14 protein-coding genes are annotated in these 16956 nt (G+C 68.7%); 12 read left to right on the top strand and 2 right to left on the bottom strand.

Features of this window, described 5'->3' with window-relative positions; all coding sequences use genetic code 11:
- Window positions 1–2 precede the first annotated feature (2 nt).
- Window positions 3–2945 (bottom strand): AAA family ATPase, encoded by a 2943-nt coding sequence (locus OG329_RS02970; RefSeq protein ID WP_405792521.1) that lies wholly within the window; start codon window positions 2943–2945, stop codon window positions 3–5.
- A gap of 325 nt (window positions 2946–3270) precedes the next feature.
- Window positions 3271–4032, bottom strand: coding sequence for a DeoR/GlpR family DNA-binding transcription regulator (locus tag OG329_RS02965; RefSeq protein WP_405792519.1), 762 nt, complete (start codon window positions 4030–4032; stop codon window positions 3271–3273).
- 631 nt (window positions 4033–4663) lie between these two features.
- Here OG329_RS02965 and OG329_RS02960 point away from each other — a divergent pair.
- The 12 genes from OG329_RS02960 to OG329_RS02905 all read left to right on the top strand — a co-directional run bounded on the left by OG329_RS02960 (window position 4664) and on the right by OG329_RS02905 (window position 16953).
- Window positions 4664–4888, top strand: a complete 225-nt coding sequence (locus OG329_RS02960) for a cytochrome P450 (protein ID WP_405801623.1) — start codon at window positions 4664–4666, stop codon at window positions 4886–4888.
- A gap of 31 nt (window positions 4889–4919) precedes the next feature.
- Window positions 4920–5150, top strand: coding sequence for a ferredoxin (locus OG329_RS02955; RefSeq protein ID WP_405792517.1), 231 nt, complete (start codon window positions 4920–4922; stop codon window positions 5148–5150).
- Between the two features lie 115 nt (window positions 5151–5265).
- The gene (gene paaI / locus OG329_RS02950; protein ID WP_405801622.1) at window positions 5266–5664 is read left to right on the top strand and encodes a hydroxyphenylacetyl-CoA thioesterase PaaI; all 399 of its coding nucleotides are present in this window, start codon (window positions 5266–5268) and stop codon (window positions 5662–5664) included.
- Window positions 5665–5811: 147 nt separating this feature from the next.
- Window positions 5812–6009, top strand: a complete 198-nt coding sequence (locus OG329_RS02945; RefSeq protein WP_405792515.1) for an Lrp/AsnC ligand binding domain-containing protein — start codon at window positions 5812–5814, stop codon at window positions 6007–6009.
- A 308-nt stretch (window positions 6010–6317) separates the two neighbouring features.
- Entirely contained in the window at window positions 6318–7520 is a 1203-nt protein-coding gene (locus tag OG329_RS02940) for an ATP-binding protein (RefSeq protein ID WP_405792513.1), read from the top strand.
- A complete protein-coding gene (locus OG329_RS02935) occupies window positions 7520–7921 on the top strand; it encodes a roadblock/LC7 domain-containing protein (protein ID WP_405801621.1) in 402 nt (133 codons plus the stop codon). The genes OG329_RS02940 and OG329_RS02935 overlap by 1 nt, the downstream gene beginning before the upstream one ends.
- On the top strand, window positions 7918–8301 hold the full coding sequence (locus OG329_RS02930) for a DUF742 domain-containing protein (RefSeq protein WP_405792511.1): 384 nt from the start codon (window positions 7918–7920) through the stop codon (window positions 8299–8301). The genes OG329_RS02935 and OG329_RS02930 overlap by 4 nt, the downstream gene beginning before the upstream one ends.
- Complete coding sequence (locus tag OG329_RS02925) at window positions 8276–8881, top strand: GTP-binding protein (RefSeq protein ID WP_405792509.1); 606 nt, start codon at window positions 8276–8278, stop codon at window positions 8879–8881. Before OG329_RS02930 ends, OG329_RS02925 begins: the two co-directional genes overlap by 26 nt.
- Complete coding sequence (locus OG329_RS02920) at window positions 8878–10230, top strand: cytochrome P450 (RefSeq protein WP_405792507.1); 1353 nt, start codon at window positions 8878–8880, stop codon at window positions 10228–10230. Before OG329_RS02925 ends, OG329_RS02920 begins: the two co-directional genes overlap by 4 nt.
- Window positions 10231–10578: 348 nt before the next feature.
- On the top strand, window positions 10579–13155 hold the full coding sequence (locus OG329_RS02915) for a tryptophanase (protein ID WP_405792505.1): 2577 nt from the start codon (window positions 10579–10581) through the stop codon (window positions 13153–13155).
- Window positions 13156–13507: 352 nt separating this feature from the next.
- Window positions 13508–15568, top strand: a complete 2061-nt coding sequence (locus tag OG329_RS02910) for a hypothetical protein (protein ID WP_405792503.1) — start codon at window positions 13508–13510, stop codon at window positions 15566–15568.
- Between the two features lie 122 nt (window positions 15569–15690).
- On the top strand, window positions 15691–16953 hold the full coding sequence (locus tag OG329_RS02905; RefSeq protein ID WP_405792501.1) for an extracellular solute-binding protein: 1263 nt from the start codon (window positions 15691–15693) through the stop codon (window positions 16951–16953).
- The last annotated feature ends 3 nt before the right edge of the window (window positions 16954–16956 follow it).

Raw genomic sequence — 16956 nt, 5'->3', positions numbered from 1 at the left:
AGTCATTTACGAGAATTGGTTCGGTCGGTGCGGTCCCTTTCGTGGTTCGAGGTTCGGTGCCGTGGTGCGAGTTCCGACAGCAGGGCGGCGCGTCCGGTGACACCGAGTTTCCGATAGACGTTCGTGAGGTGCTTCTCCACCGCCCGCCGAGTGACATTCAGCTTCTCGGCGATCTGAGCGTTGTTCAGTCCGCGCTGGACGAGGTCGACGACGGCGCCCTCCGCCGGGCTGAGCTTGTCCCGTCCCGCGCGCAGCAGCCGCGGCACCGGCCCGACGATCTCGCTGTCCGGGGTGCCTTCGAGCCAGGAGGCGTCGCAGTCGCGGGCGATCCGCTCCCCGGTGGCCAGCAGTTGCTCGGCGCCCGGCAGCCCCTCCGTGCGCAGGGCACGGCCGAGCACGGTGGCGCTGCGCGCGAGTTCGAGCCGGTTGGGCGAGCGCTGGTGCACGTCGACGGCGTCGCGCAGCAGGCCGAGTCCCGGCTCGCCGGGGGAGAGCGTGCCGAGCAGCCGCAGCGCGCGCCCGAGTTGAGTCGGGCCGCCCCATGCGCGGGCCGCGCGCAGTTCGTCCTCGGCCAGTTCCACGGCCCGATCGCGTTCGCCGAGCCGGGCGTACACCATCGCCGCCCAGACCCGCCAGGGCAGGCAGCCGGTGTCCGTCCAGCCGACCCGGGCCAGGTCGCGGCCGGCGTCGAGGAATTCCTCCAGCGCCCCGGTCAGATCCCGGGAGGCGGCGGCGAGCATGCCGCGCAGCAGTTGGTAGGCGACCCGGGTGCGCCGGTCGCCGAGCGGCTGCGGCTCGTTCAGCAGCAGTCGGGCGAGGCCGACGTCCTGGGTGTACAGCGCGACCGAGACGAGGGCCGAGACGGTCAGGACGCGGGTGGCCGGCCAAGCCGAGTCGGTGGTTTCGAGCAGGTCGAGGCCGAGCTTGCGGGCGCGTTCAAGCCGGCCGGAGCCGGCCAGCACGACCACCTGTTCGGCCGCGAGGCAGGCGCGCACGCCGGCCGATCCGTTCGGCTGGGCCGCGGCGACGGCCCGCTCGACCCAGGGTTCTACGGTGTCGACGGCGTCGGCCGCCACCGCGGCGCCGACCAGCACGGTCAAAGAGGTGTGCACGTGTGCCGGATCGGCCGCTTCGCCCTGGGTCACGCGGTCGCACAGGGCCGCGACATCGGCCGCCGACAGTTCGCCGGTGAGTACGGCCTCCCAGGCGAGCACAGCGAGCAGTTCGCGGCCGGCGCCGGTGTCCGCCGCACCGGAACGCAGCAGTTCGCGCACGCGCGTGCCGGGCCGAGCGGCCTCGGGTTCGGTCGTAACCGAGGCGGACGGCCGCGGGCTCGGCCGGGACCGGAGGGGTTCGATGTCGCCGAACACAGTCAGCACCCGCGCTCTCGCCTCGAGCCGAAGCGCCGGACCGCGGTGCAGCGCGGCCTGATCACTCGCGGTCAGCTCGTCGCGCACCCGCCTGATCAGGTCGCCGATGGGCGGCACGCTCGTGACGGGAAGCGGCAGCACGCTCGCGGCGAGCAGCGGCGGCAGCAGTAGCGCGGCGCCGGCCCGTTCAGGACCGGATTCCAGGTGGGGCAGTGCCTTGCGGACGCGCTGGAGGCAGGAGAGCGGGTCGGTGTCGCGTTCGGCCGCGGCGAGTTCGGTGAACATCTGGGCGCGCAGGTGCCGGTCGGCGGGGCCGGCCACCATCGCGATGCGAAGGAGCTGCGCGGCCCGGACCGCGGCGCCGCGCTCGGCCGCCCGTACCGCGGCCGAGCGCAGCACGCCCACGGCCCAGCGGTCCAGCGGTCTGCCGGCCGGCGGCAGGTGTTCGACGACAACCTCGTCCGACTGCCCGGCGGCGTGCAGGAGCCATGCGGCGGCGCGATGCAGACGTTCCCGGTTCCCACGGGACATCGCCGCGTACAGCGCGGTGGGCAGGCTCGGATGGACGAACCGCGGCGGCGTGGTGGCCGCGAGCAGACCCAGTCCTTCGAGCACGCGCAGCGCCGCCGCGTACGCGATCTCGTCGAGTTCCGCCAGCTCGCGAAGGAGGTACGCATCAGCGTGTTCACCCAGGACGGCCAGCGCGTCCGCGAGCCGCCTCGCCTCCGCGGGCGCCGAGGCGAGGCCCGCCTGTCGCCAACCCAGCAGGGACCGTTCGCAGTTCTCACGCACTTCCGCGAGATCCGCGGGCGCCGGAGAGAGCGCGTGTATCGCCGTCGCCACGGCGGCCACGGCGGCCGGACGGCCCCCGGTGATCTCGCCGCACACGCGGACGACGTCATCCGTCGCCGAACCGAGCAGGTGCCGTACGGCGGTGGCCGAGAGCGGAGCCGGTTCAAGCACGACGCCCGCCGAGCCGACCAGTTCCCGCAGAGCCGGACGCCCGGCCGGGTCGTCGACGCGATCCGCCGCTGTGCCGTCATCGGCGGACTGTGACGTGACCGCGCACAGGACGAGCACCCTGGCCCTGCGTAACCGTTTCGCCAGATAGACGAGCCAGGTCAGTGAGGCGGAATCGGCCCATTGCACATCGTCGACGACCACCAGCACGGCGCGCTCCGAGCTCAGGTTGAGCAGCAGCGCGTGCAGGGCGTGCAGCACGGATTCGTCGGCCAGGTGTCCCTCGGACCAGGGGTCGTCGACCAGCACTGCCCGGGAGGCCGCGGCCGCACCGGCCAACAGCTCGTCGACGCGCGCGGCGGAGCGGAGACCGAGCAGCGGCTGAAACAACTGCTGGACCATGCCGAAGGCGAAGCACTGCTCTGTGGCGGGGCACGCCGCGCGCAGCACCGTGAACCCGGCGACGGCCGGGTCCGCGCACACCGCGTCGAGCAGGGCCGAGCGCCCGCAGCCGAGCGCCCCGGTGATCACGGCGAAGCCGCCCTGCCGCTCGTCGGCGGCGCCGAGCGCCCGTTGGAGGGTGCGCAGTTCGGGGTCGCGCTCCAGCAGTCGCACCCGGTCTCCGGGAGTCTGGTCGCACCCGGCCCTTCCGGCCGTGCCGGGTGCCTGAGATCTGTGAACCTTCGCCGACCTCGCGCTCTGGACCGGGGGGTGGGTGTCCATCGCGATCATCTCCGCTGTGCGTCTGGGGTGTCGTTTCGACATGACTGAATACGATCAGTCCCTTTAATCGCCCGCCAAGGCGAAGATCGCCACCGTTTTAAAAGATCTTTCGCATTGACACGATTGCATCTGAGATATCCCCGCTGGGTACGGCCCACCGATTGTCGGGCGCGCATCCGTGCCCGCCGGGGGCGACGTCGGCCGCTTGCCTTCCACGTCAGACGCGGGTGACGGCGACGCCGCGCTCGTGCAGGAGTGCCGCCTGATCCATGGGCAATCCGTCATCCGTGACCAGTCGTTCGAAATCGTTGAGTTGGGCGAACCGGACAAACGAGTCCACGCCGTACTTCGAGCTGTCCGCGATCAGGATTCTGCGCCGGGATACGCGCATCGCGGCGGATTTCACTGCGGCCACGGCGCTGTCCGGCACCGTCACCCCGCGCTCGAGAGTCATGCCGTTACCGCCGATGAACGCGAGATCGAGCACGAGGGTGTCGATCATTGCCACCGCCCAGTAATCGACGTTTCCGAAGGTTTCCGCCCGAACTCGCCCGCCGACCACAAGAACGGTGATCTCCGGGCGAGCGACCAATGCCTGGGCAGTGACCAGAGACGAGGTAACCACCGTCAGCGGCCGATCGGCCGGCAGTTGACTGGCGACCAGCGAAGGCAGGAAACCCTCGTCGATGTACACGGATTCGGCAGTTTTGAGGAAGGTGACCGCAGCCGCCGCGATCCGGTTCTTCTGTGCCTGATGCCTGGTCGAACGTACCGACAGCGCGCTCTCGAAGCTCAGTCGCTCCACCGCGACGGCACCGCCGTAGACTCTGCGCACCATCCCCTGCTGTTCGAGATCCTTCAGGTCCCGGCGGATGGTCTCCGGCGCGAGATTGAGTTCCTTCGAAACCTGAGCGACATCCACCCGACCGGTGCGCCGTGCGCGTTCAAGGATCATCTGACGACGTTCGATCACATACATGCCGCGTAACGCTCCCTTCGTAAACGGGTACAGCATCCATGCGGCTTCACGTCTGTTGTTGCCCGGAAGACCTCAGTTTTGTCTGCCCTCCGAGCAGTCACAACACCTCGAATTATCACGTTCAGATAACGAAGTACTCGATTGTGACCACATTGGCGCCCGGAGTGCCCGGATGGCCTTTTGAGGGGACCGTGTTCCGACCGAACGCGATACGTCTCACGGCCGATCGCTCTCGGCGGGGCGTTCAACTCGTCTGCCTCGCAAGGCGGTCGGACGGCGAGCACCATGGCGACCGGCTCGGCGGACACGCGCCGGGCGAGGAACGCCAGATCTACCGACACCTCATGCCTGGTTCGATCGGCGGGGCGGCCAAGCTCCTCGACCCGGGTCCTCCAGGTCCTCCGGAATCCGGTAGGCCGTCGCCGTACTCGGCACTCGAACCACAGTTGATCGCCTCGGCGGTCGAGGAACTTCTGCGCTACTTGAGCATTCCGCGGCTCGGGCGGCGCCGGGTGGCCCTGGCGGACATCGAGATCGGCGGCGTGACGATCCGGGCCGGGGAGGGCGTCATCATCGCCCACGACGTCGGCGCCGCGATCCGTCCGTCTTCGACGACCCCGGCCGCCTCGGCATCGAGCGCGATGTTCGTCGCCAGATCGCCTTCGCCTTCGGCTTCGGCGTCCATCAGTGCCTCGGCCGGCCGCTGGCCCGGCTCGAGCTGGAGGTCGTCTACAGCACCTTGTACCGCCGCGTCCCCACCCTGTGTCTGCCCGCCCCGATGGACCAACTGCCCTTCAAGAACGACGGAAACGACGGAATCGCGTACGGCATGCATGAACTGCCCGTCACCTGGTAAGCGAAGCCGAGGCTGGAGGAACCCCAGGAAGGTGACCGTCGAGTCCGACAAGTGCGTCTTGGCCGGACTGTGCGTACAGACCGCACCGGATGTCTTCGACCAGCGTGAGCGCGACGGTGTGGTCGTCCTGCTCGCCGAGTATCCGTCGGACGACCTCGGCGAAGCCGTCGAGGACGCCGTCCTGTTCTGCCCGGCCCGAGCGATCCAACTGGACGCCTGGGGACTGTTGTTCAGCCCCTTGGGCAGGTGGTTCATCTCTTGACACCGGGCGGGGTGGCTGGATTACTTGGCCGTGTCGATGCAAACCGAATGTTCGGTTGGGCTACAGGGCGGGGAGAACGGTGACACAGACGACGAATGCGACTGGGGCGCAGGCGATGTTCGCCGCGGACGAAGCGTCCCGGAATCTCGGCATCGAACTGATCGAACACGGCGACGGGGCCGCCGTGCTGCGTATGACCGTGACATCCGCGATGATCAACGGGCACGCGATCGCCCACGGCGGCTACGTGTTCCTGCTCGCCGACACCGCCTTCGCGTGCGCCTGCAACAGCCGCGGTCCGGTGACCGTGGCGGCCGGCGCCGACATCACCTTCGTCGCCCCGGTGTACGAGGGCGACGTACTGACGGCGCGGGCCGAGGAGCGTACGGTGTTCGGCCGCAGCGGCATCTACGACGTGACCGTTCGGCGCGGTGACGAGGTGATCGCGGAGTTCCGCGGTCGCAGCCGCAGCATCCAGGACAGGACCAAGGGACAGAGACCGGCCCGGCGATGACCACGGCGCTGAACACTGCCACTTCGCGGTTGCGGTGACCGGCGAACCGATGGCCCCGCGCGATCCGCGCGGGGCCATCGGTGTGCGGCGAGGAACCGCTCGACGCGGCTCGTGTCAGGGGCCGAAAGTGGCCTCGGTGGTGAGGTGTTGCCAGGAGAGGTACGTGGTGACGTCGTCCGGGTCGTGGGTGGCGAGGCGCTGGTGCGCACGCCGGACAACACGGCGCTGCGTGATGTGGTGCTCGACAGCATTCAGAGCATTCCCGGCGTCCGGTCCACCCGCACCTGGCTCGTGTTCGAGGAGGATCAGGGCAAGGGGGTCCGGTGGGACACTCCGTCGACGTGACGCCGGGCGGGCGGCGGCCCTGATCCGCTGCCGCCTCGGCAGCGGGGCCAGGTGATTCGGCCTCCACGCCATGGCCACAATTCCTCCACCGGGGGCCCGCCGATTCCTGTCAAGTCAGATATGGCAAGGGCGACTTGACCGGGCGTCACAGTAAGCCGATGATACGGTTTCCGGCACATGCCAGGTGGGTTTTTCCCTTCGACGAAGCCTACGGTCAGAGGTCCTCCAGGTGGTGAATACCGCCGCCGGTAGAGGGCTCGCATGGATCGATTCCGGGAGCTGGACCTCAGCCGCTCAAAGAGAGTCACATGACGAATTTTTGGCAGGACCCGACAGTTTGGACGCTCGCTGTCGGCGTCCCTGTCGCGACCACGGTCGTCTTGCGTCAGCGAGGGACGATCAGAACGTTACGCCACCAGAAGCAGGGTCTCGAAGGCTCTCTGAGTGAACTGCGGAGCCGCCACGCCGATGTCGAATCCACCCTCGGTGAGGTGCGGGACAGCTACGACGAGGTGGTCCGGCAGGCCAAGGAGGAGGCGGAGAGCGCCACGAAGACCGTACTGAAGTCTGCCATGCAGACACTTCAGGGTCTCGCGGCGGAGCAGCAGCGGGTCATCTCCAATCTGCAGACCAAGTACGGCGATTCGGCCATCCTGAAGGATCTGCTGGACGTCGACCATATGAACGCCCAGTTCAACAGGCGCGCGCAGTCCATCACGGTGCTGTGCGACGGCTGGCTCGGCAGGCAGCGGGAGGCGGCATCGGTATACGACGTGATCCGCGGCGCCCAGGGAAAGATCCGGCACTACCAGCGCGTCGACGTCCTCTCGCAGGTGGACTTCGCGGTGGCCAGCCGCGCCGTGGAGCCGGTCGCGTTGACGTTGGCCGAACTGCTCGACAACGCCACCAGCTACTCGGCGCCGGAAGCCATGGTCGAGATCAACGTGCGCACGGTGCCCAAGGGCATCTGCATCGTGATCGACGACGCGGGCGTCGGAATGAGCGAGGAGGAGAAGACCACCGCCTCGGCTCTCCTGTCCGGGGAATCCGCGGTCAGTGTCGCCGAGTTGGGCAACCCTCCCAAGTTCGGGTTCGCGGTGATCGGTGCCCTGTGCGCTCGCTACGGCTTCACGGCGGCGATCGACACCACGTCTCCTTACGGGGGAGTCCGCGCGGTGGTGCTGGTGCCGGAGGACCTGCTCACCACCACACCGGCACCCAGGATGCCCACTGCGGGCGTATCGACGGATCCTGGCTCGAACGGCAGTGAAACGGGTCCCGCGGGAACTACCTCCGACGGGTTGCCCAAACGCAGGCGCAGGCGGGCCATGGCAGTCGTGCGCGACGAGAATCAGGTCTTCCCTCCGCCGACCGCCCGGTCGGACGAGGAGAGGGCAGCGGTCATGGGCGCCTTTCAGCGCGGCACTGTCACCGGCCGAGGTGCGGTGGTGCCGGCCACCGAGCACAAGCCCAGCTCCGCCGACGCACACAAAGGACCTGATGCCCCGTGATTAATAAAGACCTGTCCTGGATGCTCGCCGGCGCGTTGGAGATTCCCGGAGCCCTGCACGCGGTCCTGGTCTCTCGTGACGGTCTACAGATGTCCCGCACGGCGGACATCGGTCGCGACGACGCCGACAAGGTCGCCGCCGCGGCGAGCGGACTACAGTCCCTCAGCCGGACCGTCGCGTTCTTCTGCGGCGACTCCGGTGTTCAGTGGCGGCAGACACTCATCGAATTCACCGGCGGCTGGGTCTTCCTGATCGCCGCGGGCGACGGCGCCTACCTCGCGGTAGCGGCGTCCTCCGACGTCGACATGGGCGCCATCACCTTCCGTATGCAGCAGTTGGTCGGCCAACTGGGCAAGGAACTGTCGACGGACCTGCGCGAAGAAGTCGGTCACCGATCATGACCGACAACGGCCACCCCCAGTCCGAGCCCGAAGCCGCCGAGTTAGTCCGGCCCTACGTCATCACCCGTGGACGTGCCCTCCCGGCCCAGGACGAGTTCTCGCTCATCACCCTCATCACGACGGCCACCGACCAGCGGCAGCGTCCAAGGCGGCTCTCCCCCGAGGAGCAGCAGCTCCTGGAGATGTGCTCGGGAGGCTACCTCTCCGTCGCCGAGATCGCCGGGCACGCCCAGCTTCCTCTCGGGATCCTCAAGGTCCTGCTCAGTTCCCTCAAAGAGGGGGGCTACCTGCTCACCCGCGTGCCGGTGCCCCGGGCTCGTCTTGCCGATGTCAATCTTCTTCAGGAGGTGCTCGATGGGCTCCGGACCCACTCTGGCTGAGGACGCGTACGTGCGCGGCGGCGCGGAGCAGACCGCGGTGAAAATCCTGGTTGTCGGGCACTTCGCGGTCGGCAAGACCACCATGATCGGCTCTCTCTCCGAGATCGCACCCTTGTCCACCGAGGAGAAGATGACGAGCGTCTCGGAGTCGGTGGACGATCTCAAGGGCGTCCAGGGGAAGACCACCACCACCGTCGTCCTGGACTTCGGCAGGCTGACACTCGGTGACCGCATCGTGCTCTACCTCTTCGGATCACCGGGACAGCAGCGGTTCGTCAACCTCTGGGAAGACGTCGCCCATGGAGCGTTGGGGGCCCTGATCCTGGTGGATCCCGAGCGGCTGGCCGACTCCTTCGCCGTCATGGATCTGATCGAGACCTACGGCCTCGACTTCGCCGTCGCCATCAATCGGTTCGACGGCACCCCGGAGCGCACGGAAGCAGCGGTACGCGAAGCGCTCGACCTGCTGCCCGACACCCCGGTCGTCGCCGTCGACGCACGCGACAAGACATCGTCAGTAAACGCACTGATCACCCTGGTGCGCTGGTTGCAGGAACGCGCCGCTCTGGAGCAGGCATGACAACGCCCCCCGTACCTCCGCCCGGCTGCCCCGCACACGGCAGCGGCCAACGAATACCCCTCGATACGCCGGAGTTCGCCGCCGACCCACAGGCTTTCTATCGGTACATGCACCAGCTCGGCCCCACCGCGCCCGTCACCATCGCCCCGGGTGTGGAGGCGACCCTGGTGACGGACTACAGCGCGGCACTCGAACTGCTCCAGGATCCGAGCACCTTCCGCAAGGACTCGCGCCGCTGGCGCGCCCTGAACGAGGGCCGTATCAACCCCGGCAGCCCTGTTCTGCCTCTGCTGGCCTACCGGCCCAACTGCATGTTCACGGACGGCGCGGAGCATCTTCGGCTTCGCGAGGCCATCACCGGCAGCTTTGCCCAGGTCAGTAACAGCCGGCTGAGCCAGATCACCCAGCGGGCCGCCCTCTTCCTCATCAACCAGTTCAGCGCCCGCGGCTCGGCCGATCTGGTCAACGACTACGCCAAGCAGTTGCCCCTGTTCGTGTTCAACGAACTCTTCGGCTGTCCGGCGGAGATCGGCGACCGGGTCCTGTTCGGTATCTCCGGCATGTTCGACGGAGTCAACGCCGAGCAGGCCAACCAGGTCCTGGTCCAGGCAGTCGGCGAACTGGTGGCGCTGAAGCGGGCACAGCCGGGTGATGACATCACGTCCCATCTGATGCGGCATCCGGCGGAACTGACCGACGACGAGCTGGTGCATACGCTGGTGCTCCTTCTCGGCGCGGGCGGCGAGCCGGAGCGCAACCTCATCGGCAACGCCTTCTACACGATGCTGACCGATGAGCACTACGTGCGTAACGGACAGTTCGACAAGGCGCTCGACGACACACTGTGGCGCAATCCGCCCATGTCCAACTACGCCCCGCATTACCCGGTCGCCGACACGGATGTGGCCGGCGACAAGGTGCACGCCGGTGAACTGGTACTGGTGAGTTTCGGTGCGGCCAACACGGCCCTGGCGGACCGGGGCGCCAACACGCGCGGACACCTGGCCTGGAGCGCGGGCCCGCACTCGTGCCCCTCCAAGGAGCCGGCTCGGCTTATCGCCCTGACGGCCCTCGAAACGCTTTTCAGCGAGTTGCCCGACGTCGAACTCGCGGTCCCCGCGGACAGCCTCGCCTGGCGGCCCGGCCCCTTCAACCGGGCACTGGCGTCCCTGCCCATTCGCTTCGGCGCCGTCAAACCGCGTCCTGCCGCTCAACCCAAGCGGCCGGAACCGCAGCGCGATCAGGCGCAGCCGACCGCGACGAACAGGCCCGCGACGCCCGAGGCCCCCAGGGGCAAGACAGGACGCGGTGGCTGGAGCGGCTTCCTGAGCTGGTGGAAGGGGGAGTAGCCGCGGACGGCGATGTGATGCAGGTGACATGAGCATGTGTCACCTGCATGACTGTTCAACCAATGGGGTAGAACTGCGCGGAGTGACGGGGGTGTCACACGGCGAAGGAGAGGCAGTGGGGGCCAGAACAACCGCCGCCCAACGTTCTACAGCCAGGTGGACCGCACCGCGGCGCACCGCTTTCAGAATGAGGAACCCGTACGCAGACGCCGACCCGGGCGAACCGCTCGGCCGGATACCCGCTTCTCCCGGCGGGTATCTTTTTGCCCTCTTACCGGCCGGCGCGGCACCTGCCGGCAGGACCGGATCGCACGAGCGCTACCGGCATCTCGCGACGCGGGGGGTGCGATGAGCACCCCGCCGGCGCACGGCAAGCCGGCCGCGGACCTCGGTGGGACAACGCTCGGCGACCACGTCCACGGCCAACTGCTGCGCCTGGGCTCCGTGGTGGGGCTGCGGGAGGCGGACACAGCGCTGTACGGGCAGGTCCTGCTCGACTCACTCTCCGACACCGCGCGACGACCGCTGTCCCTGCCGCCGGCCTCACCCAGCTTCATCTCCGACGACCACACGCCGGTCGAGTTCTCCCTCGCCTGCACACCGAACGCCGATCCGGTACTGCGCGTCCTCGTAGAGCCCGGTTGCGCCCACGCGGATATGACCGACAGCGCCCGCGCCGGCCTCGAAGCCATCCGCACCATGGCCGCCCGATGGGACTTCTCCACCGGCCAACTCGACGCACTGGAAGACCTGTTCTTCCCCACCTCGGCCGAGGGACCGCTGGCGCTGTGGTACGCACTCGAGCTCCGCCCGGGAGGCGTACCCGGAATCAAGGTCTATCTGAACCCCTCGGCCGCAGGACCGGGACAGGCGGCTCGAACCGTGCGCGAAGCACTGCGCCGACTCGGCTACGGCCAGGGCTTCGGAGAACTCCCCGACGCCGCGGGATATCCATTTGTCGCACTGGACCTGGGCAGTTGGAAGACGCCGCGCGTCAAGGTGTACACGAGCCACCCGCGCACGTCGGCGGACGACGCCTATGCGCTGAGCCGCGCTACCTCGGGCGCCTCGGAAGCCGACATCAGAAGCTTCTTCCACGCGGCCGCGGGACCGATCCCGTCGCCCGGACCGGACGCCCGGAGCACGCCGCGGCTTCTCGGACGGCCGGCACTCACCTGCCATGCCTTCACCGACAGGGGAGCCGGCCCGAGTGGCTTCACGCTGCACATCCCTGTGCGGGACTACGTCCGCGACGACGAGGAGGCATTCGCGCGGGCGAAGGCCCTCCTGACCCGCTTCGGCATGGACACCTCGGTACTGAACCGGGCCCTGCGCGCCCTCACCCGGCGACAACTCGCCGACGGTACGGGGCTGATCGCCTACCTGGCTCTTGTGTATGAGCGAAATCGGCAGCCCCGCATCACCGCCTACCTCTCCTCGGAGGCGTACGGCGTCCGGCCCCCGCTGACCGGCCCCGGCGGGCCGCGCCCCGAACCCTCGCCGCGGCGCCACCAGGCACGCCGGCCGGCACATTATCCAGAAGGAAGTTACGTGGAGCCCTACCGCATCAAAGTTGTGGAACCCATCCCCCTCACCACCCGGCCGCAGCGCGAGGAAGCACTGAAGCGGGTCGCCTACAACCCCTTCGGACTGCGCGCCGACGAGGTCACCATCGATCTGCTCAGCGACTCGGGAACCGGCGCGATATCGGCCGAACAACTGGCCGCCGGCATGATCGGCGACGAGTCCTACGCGGGAAGCCGTTCGTTCTACCGCTGGCACAAGGTCGTCGCCGAACTCACCGGCTACCCCCACATCCTGCCGGTCCACCAGGGACGAGCCGCCGAGCGCATCCTGTTCAGCTCACTCCTCACACCAGGCACCAGCGTGCTGTCCAACACCCATTTCGACACCACCCGCGCCAACGTCGAACTGACCGGCTGCCAGGCACACGACCTGCCCTGCGCCGAGGCCAAAGACCTCGACAGCGACTACCCCTTCAAGGGCAACATCGACCTGGTCGCTCTTGAGCACGCGCTGCGGAACGCGCACCGGTCACCCGTGGCCGCCGTCCTGATGACCGTCACCAACAACGGCGGCGGCGGACAGCCCGTCAGTATGGAAAACCTGCGGCAGACCGCCGAGTTGTGCCGCCAGTACAACGTGCCCCTGATCCTGGACGCCGCGCGCTTCGCGGAGAACGCCTGGCTGGTGACCCGCCGCGAACCCGGCTACCAGGACCGCACACCCCGTCAAGTCGCCGAGGAAGCCTTCCGCCTGTCCGACGGATGCGTCATGAGTGCCAAGAAGGACGGCATCGTGCACATCGGCGGCTTCATCGGACTGAAAGACCCTGGCCTCGCCGAGAGGTGCCAGGGACTGCTCATCGCGACCGAAGGTTTCACCACCTACGGCGGCCTCGCGGGACGCGACCTCGACATGATGGCCCGAGGGCTCACCGAAGTAACCGAACCGGCCTACCTCGCGGAACGTGCGGACATAGCCGGCTACCTGGCCGGACGCATCCGCGATGCCGGAGTCGACATCGTCGAACCAGCGGGATTGCACGCCCTCTACCTCAACGCCGGGCGGCTTCTGCCGCACATCCCGCCGCACCAGTACCCGGGCACGGCGCTGGTCTGCGAACTCTATCTACGCGGAGGTATCCGCTCGGCGGAACTGGGCTCGTTGTATCTCGGTGAGGAAGACGACCAGGGCAACCCCACGAAGACCGCGCCGTACGAGCTCGTACGACTGGCACTCCCGCGCCGGGTCTACACCCGCAGCCACTACGACCACGTCGCCGACGTCCTGGCGGAGATAGCCAAGGACCCCGAATCGGTTCAGGGGTATCGCATCACAGGGCAGTCACCGATCCTTCGTCATTTCAGTATCGAGCTGGAGCCCGTCAAGGTCTCAGTCTGAGGAACCGATGCGCCGCACGGCGCGGCCCGGAAACCGCGTGACCGGGTGCGCCGACCTGGTCTGATCGCTCCCGGCACCGTCATCGCGTGACCTTTGCCGCGCCCCCTCGCCCAAGTGGCGAGGGGGCGCGTTTTTGCGTGCCGTTGGGCGCGGCCTTGGCATCGGTTTCGGTCGATGCCGTAAGTAGAGCGAGCCTGACGCCCGTCGTCAATGGTTGCGGTCAAGTTGCGGACACGGTCAGAGTCTTGACGGCTCTTTAGTGCACGGCGTATCACTTTCGGCTAGTGCCGTAATTAAGGCGCCGTGACTCGAGCGCCGTCACTCAAGCTCGGAACCGGAGGTGTTCCACACCATGTCGACGCGCCGCGCGTTTTTGGTGAGCACAACCGCAGCACTGTCCGCCACCGCCCTGCCCGCGGTCTCCGCCCCGGCGCGGGCGGCGGCCCCGAACGGCCCGGCGGCGGCCGGCCCCGACTCCCTCGGCGTTCCCCTCAACGACGTGCTCCTCATCGGCGGCACCGTGGCGCCGGGCCCGGACGGCCGCCCGGCCTGCTGGAACGTGTCCACCGGCGCGCCCGCCCACCTCAACGCCATCGACCCCGCCACCGGCGATGTCCTCGTCTCGGCCCCGCTGCCCGGTGCCCAGGGCGCCTGGGCCACGGCCGCCGCCCCCGACGGAGCCGTGTACGTGGGCTCGTACGGCAACGGCGGCCGGCTCTACCGCTGGCGCGGTGGCGACACCGCCGAGGATCTTGGTGTGCCCGTCCCCGGCGAGACGTTCATCTGGCGGCTCGCCGTCGACGCCGACGGCAAGGTGTGGGGCGGCGGTTCGCCGAACGGCCGCCTCTTCCGCTACGACCCGGACACCGGCGCCGTCGAGGACTTCGGCCGCCCGATCGCCGACCAGACGTACGTCAAGAGCCTCGCCTGTGCCGGCGGCAAGGTCTACAGCGGCGCCTACTCCCAGGCCCGTATCGCCGAGTTCGACCCCACCACCCGCACCTTCACCGAGCTGCCCAAGCCGCCCGGACTGCCGTCCGTGGAGGGCCAGGTGGTGTACGACATCGACATCCATGACGGCCGCCTCTACGCCCGCATGGGCAGCGCCTTCCCCGGACCGCTGTTCGTCTACGACCTCGCCGCCCGCGCCTGGACCGACGAGATCCCCGACGCGCACGGCCTCAACATCTCCCCGCCGGACCCGGACGGCGGCGTCTATCTCATCCAGCGCAGCGAGTTGCGCCGCTACGACCCCGCCACCCGCCAACTCACCGGCACCGGCCTCACCTTCACCGGCCGGGTGCAGAACGCCCGCTCCATCGGCTGGGCCGAACTCGGCCTGCCCGACTACCCCGGGACCAGCCTCGTCGGCACCCTGTGGCGCGGCGCGATGTTCCGCTACAACCCGGGGACCGGCGCGTACGCCACCCTGGAGACCAAGATCCGCCGCGACGAGCCGATCGAGATCCTGGCCCTCGGCGCCGGCGGCCCCGGCACGGTCTACGCGGGCGGGTTCCTCAACGGCGGCCTCGCCGCGGTCGACACCCGCACCGGCAAGCCGCAGTTCCACCGCTTCTCGCAGATCGAGTCCCTGCTGCGGGGCGGGGACGGCTCGCTGTGGATCGGCACGTACCCTCAGGCGCGCCTCTACCGCTACCGGCCGGGGAGGACCTGGAGTTCACCGGAGTACTCCCCGGGCCCGGACGGCACCCCGGACAATCCCGAGCGCGCCTACACACTCGAGGAACACGTCCAGATGCGGGCCAAGGCCCTGGTGGAGGTGCGCGGGAAGATCGTCATGGGCACCGTCCCGGACGGCGACCGGCTCGGCGGTGCGCTCGCCGTGTACGACCTGGGCAGCGGCGAGTTGGAGGTCACCCGGCACGTCGTGCGGGACGAGTCGGTCTTCGCCCTCGCCACCGCCGGCGGTGTGGTCTACGGCGGCTGCTCCATCACCGGCGGCCTCGGCACCACCCCGCCCACGCGCGATTCGGGCGCGGTCTTCGCCTGGCACGTCGGAGGAAAGCGCAAGCTCTGGGAGTTGGTCCCGGTGCCGGGGGCGGGCACCGTCACCGCCGTGGCCATCGGCCCTGACCGCAAGCTCTGGGGCATCGCCGGAAACACGGTCTTCGCGATCGGCCCGGACGCCCGTAAGGTCGTCCGGCGCTTCACGGTGGGCACCGGCCGGGGCGGCGGCGATCTCGCCGTGGCGGGCCGGTATCTGTACGCGAGCATCGACGGCAACCGCGTCTACCGCGTCGATCCCTGGTCGCGGAAGCCTCCGGTGCTGGTCGTCGAGCACGCACACCGGCGGCTCATCGCCCACCCCGACGGCCGGCTCTACTTCAGCCACGGCGCCGAGTTGTACCGCGTCGACCCACGGGACCGCGTCCCGGGCGACGACGACGACTGATCGGGCCGTCCTGAATCCCCCCTCGTCGCAAAGCCATTGACAGTCCCAAAGTAGATGGCTACTTTCGGTCAAGGCCGAAACTAGACGGGCTCCACTGCACCCGACGGCCCCCGGAGGCCCCTATGAACGCATCGCTCAAGCGCGTCCGCATCCCCCTCGCCCTGCTCAGCCTCACCGCCCTCACCACCGCCTGCGGCGGCTCCGACGGCGGGTCCGGCTCGGTCTCGGAGGAGGTGACCGTCTGGATGTACCCGGTGATCGGCGATCCCAAGGCCAACGCGGACTACTGGGACGGCCTGGAGAAGGCGTACGAGAAGAAGTACCCGGACGCGCGGCTCACCATCGAGCAGCAGCCCTGGGACAACCGCGACGAAAAGCTCGCCACCGCCTTCAGCGGCGGCAAGGGCCCCGACGTCGTGGTCCTCCAGCCCGACCAGATACCCCAGTACCTCGCGAACGACGCCCTCGCCCCCGTGGACGGTGCGATCAAGGCTGACAAGGACACGTTCCTGCCGAGCGCGATCGAATCCCTCACCCACGACGGCAAGGTGTACGCGGCCCCGATCTACCACACCATCACCACGACGCTCTACAACAAGAAACTCCTCGACCGGGCGGGCATCACACAACCCCCCGCCACCTGGGACGACATCAAGGCCGCCGCGCCGAAGCTGAAGGCCGAGGGCCTGGCCACGCTGGACTACTCCGCCAGCAACGAGGCCACCTTGAATCTGAACTTCTACCCGCTGCTCTGGCAGGCCGGCGGCAAGATCTTCAGCGAGGACGGCAAGAGTGTCGCGTTCAACGACGACAACGGCGTCGAGGCCCTGACCTTCCTCACCGACCTCTACAAGCAGGGCGCCGTCCCCAAGTCCGCGCTGACGAACACCAACGTCGTGGCCGACCAGGCGCTCGGCAAGCAGCAGGTCGCGATGGGCTTCACCAACTCCGGCATCGACTTCGGCGTCGCAGAGGAGGCGTGGGGCAAGGAGAACGTCGTCGTCGGCGCCCCGCTCACCGGCGAGAAGCAGGCCGCCTTCGGCGTCCCCGGCGCCCTCGGCATCAACGCCAAGGGCAACCTCAAGGGCGCGGAGCAGTTCATCGAGTTCATGACCCAGCCGGACCAGATCATCAGCCTCAACAAGCAGACCGGCTTCCTCTCGCCGCGTACGGACGTCACCGTGCCCTCCGACAACGCGTACGCCAAGCAGCTCCAGGACGCCCTGTCCGTCGTCGTCCCCGGCGAGTCCAGCCCCGTCGCCCGCCAGCTCATGGGCATCCTCGCCCCGGAGATCCAGGCGGCGATGACCGGCAAGAAGTCTCCGCAGGAGGCCCTTGACGCCGCCGCCGGGCAGGCCGACGACCTGCTGGCCAGGCAGCGGTAGCCG

This window comes from Streptomyces sp. NBC_01506, from assembly GCF_045040295.1.
In the GTDB taxonomy this organism is placed as follows: Bacteria; Actinomycetota; Actinomycetes; order Streptomycetales; family Streptomycetaceae; genus Streptomyces.
Note: the sequence above shows the minus strand (reverse complement) of the source record. Positions and strands in the feature narration are given on the sequence as shown.